Source organism: Rhodococcus sp. R1101, from assembly GCF_000278445.1.
In the GTDB taxonomy this organism is placed as follows: Bacteria; Actinomycetota; Actinomycetes; order Mycobacteriales; family Mycobacteriaceae; genus Rhodococcus; species Rhodococcus gordoniae.
Genome location: NZ_AJVB01000616.1, coordinates 1 through 1,944 on the forward strand (window position 1 = coordinate 1; position 1,944 = coordinate 1,944).

A 1,944-nucleotide genomic window follows, 5' to 3' on the forward strand; every position below is an offset into this window, starting at 1 on the left:
CGTCGATCTCGTTCGAGCCGGTGTGCTTGATTGGGAGAAACGGTTCCATGCTTGCCATGGATACGGATTCCCGGCACCCATGCGCGCAAACGCCTACTCCGGCAGCGGAATGTTCTGCAGTCGCAGGTGGCCGCGAGCGAGGACCTTGCCGGTCGCGGTGTCGGTGATGATCACCAGCCAGAGCTGCTGAGTTCTTCCCTGCTGCAACGGTTCTGCGGTGACCGATGCGCGGCATCCCGTGGTCGAGCGCAGGAAGTCGGTCGAATTGTTGACGCCGACGGCGAACTGTCCGCGCTCGAGTACCGCAGCACTCGCGCCGATGCTGCCCGCGCTTTCGACGATGGTCGCGTAGAGCCCGCCGTGCACGACTCCCCATGGGGTGTGATGATCGGGCCCCAGATCGACGTATCCGGTGACCTTCGTTCCGGTGGCCTCCTCGGCCACGAAGCCGGTCGCCTCGACGAAGCGGCTCGGCGCCTTCTGCCCGTAGTCCTCGATGGTCGTCATGACATCTCCTCACTCTCGCTGACTTTGATATCCACAGTTAGCCACTCCGAAGGGCTGACTGTCAAGGATTAAGTCAGCTACGATGTGGGCATGCAGTGGCTCGACTACAGCACCGACAACTGCTCGGTCCAGCGCACCATGGACGTCATCGGCGAGAAGTGGACGATGATCGTCCTGCGCGAAGTGTTCAACGGTGTGCGACGTTTCGAGCAGATGCGTCGGCATACCGGCATCTCCGACCCCGTGCTGTCGGCCAGGCTGCGCACCCTCGTCGACGCCGGCATCCTCGACACCGTCCCCTACCGCGAGGAAGGCCGCCGGACGCGCAACGAGTACCGGCTCACCGAGAAGGGCCGCGACCTCTACCCCATCCTCGTCGCCCTGCTCCAGTGGGGGGACAAGTACTGCGCCGATCCCGACGGCCCGTCGCTGCTCATCGAGCACCGCGACTGTGGCGCGCCCGTCGAAACGGTCGTGCAATGCGCGCACGGCCACGGTCCGCTGCGGCCGAGCGAGTCGCAGACCCGGCCCGGTCCCACCGCGCAGAAACTCCCCGAGGGCACGAAAACGTAACGAAGTGAGTTCTCGACCGCCGGCAGGGTTTCACGGCGCAGCGGCGGGTACTCCTCCGTCAGCGTCCCGGTGCGGACGCAGTCCGGATTCCCGAACGACAGGAGGAACACATATGCACTTCGGATCTCTTGCGCTCCCCCTCGGCGGACTGCCCACAACACCGGACAGCATCCACTGAGCCAGCGCACGCCGCGTCCGCATCCGATACGGGTGCGGACGCGGTCGTGTGTGCGATGAATTTTCCGGTCGGCGCGGGTCGGTATGGTCACCGAACTCGAAGGAGCCGACATGCCCGAACTCGCCACCCGCAGGATCGACGTTCCCGGAGCGACCCTCGTCTACGACGTCCGCACCGTCCCCGGCGACACCACCCCGCTGCTTCTCGCCGGATCCCCGATGGACGCGAGCGGCTTCACAGGCCTCGCCTCCTGCTTCGACGACCGGACGGTGATCACCTACGACCCGCGCGGCACGGGTCGCAGCACGCGCACCGACACGTCAATGCAGTCCACACCCGCCCTGCACGCCGACGACCTGCACCGGATCCTCGTCGAACTCGATCTCGGCCCCGTCGACGTCTTCGCCAGCAGCGGCGGCGCGGTGAACGCGCTCGAACTCGTCTCGCGGCATCCCGAGCAGGTGCGCACGCTGGTCGCGCACGAACCGCCGATCCTCGAACTGCTGCCCGATCGCGCCTCGGCCGAAGCGGTGCGCGACGACATCCACGACACCTATCAGCGCAGCGGCCTCGGACCGGCCATGGCGAAGTTCATCGCCCTGATCAGTTATGAGGGCGAGCTGACCTCCGACCATCTCGGTCGCCCGTCGCCGAACCCTTCCGACTTCGGGCTGCCCACCGAGGAC

The 1,944-nt window shown here is 66.3% G+C and carries 3 protein-coding genes; 2 read left to right on the top strand and 1 reads right to left on the bottom strand.

Features of this window, described 5'->3' with window-relative positions:
• Positions 1–93 precede the first annotated feature (93 nt).
• On the bottom strand, positions 94–507 hold the full coding sequence (locus R1101_RS0122355; RefSeq protein WP_016935447.1) for a PaaI family thioesterase: 414 nt from the start codon (positions 505–507) through the stop codon (positions 94–96).
• Positions 508–597: 90 nt separating this feature from the next.
• On the opposite strand from R1101_RS0122355, the gene R1101_RS0122360 reads away from it, so the two are divergent.
• Both R1101_RS0122360 and R1101_RS0122365 read left to right on the top strand, forming a co-directional pair.
• Positions 598–1,080 carry a winged helix-turn-helix transcriptional regulator gene (locus R1101_RS0122360; protein ID WP_026003596.1) on the top strand — a complete coding sequence of 161 codons (483 nt, stop codon included), beginning with the start codon at positions 598–600 and terminating at the stop codon, positions 1,078–1,080.
• A 288-nt stretch (positions 1,081–1,368) separates the two neighbouring features.
• On the top strand, positions 1,369–1,944 hold a 576-nt coding region (locus tag R1101_RS0122365), incomplete at its 3' end, for an alpha/beta fold hydrolase (protein WP_026003597.1).

Coding starts and splice junctions, on each gene's coding strand:
- R1101_RS0122355 (WP_016935447.1), bottom strand. CDS start 507: ATGACGACCATCGAGGACTACGGGCAGAAGGCGCCGAGCCGCTTCGTC.
- R1101_RS0122360 (WP_026003596.1), top strand. CDS start 598: ATGCAGTGGCTCGACTACAGCACCGACAACTGCTCGGTCCAGCGCACC.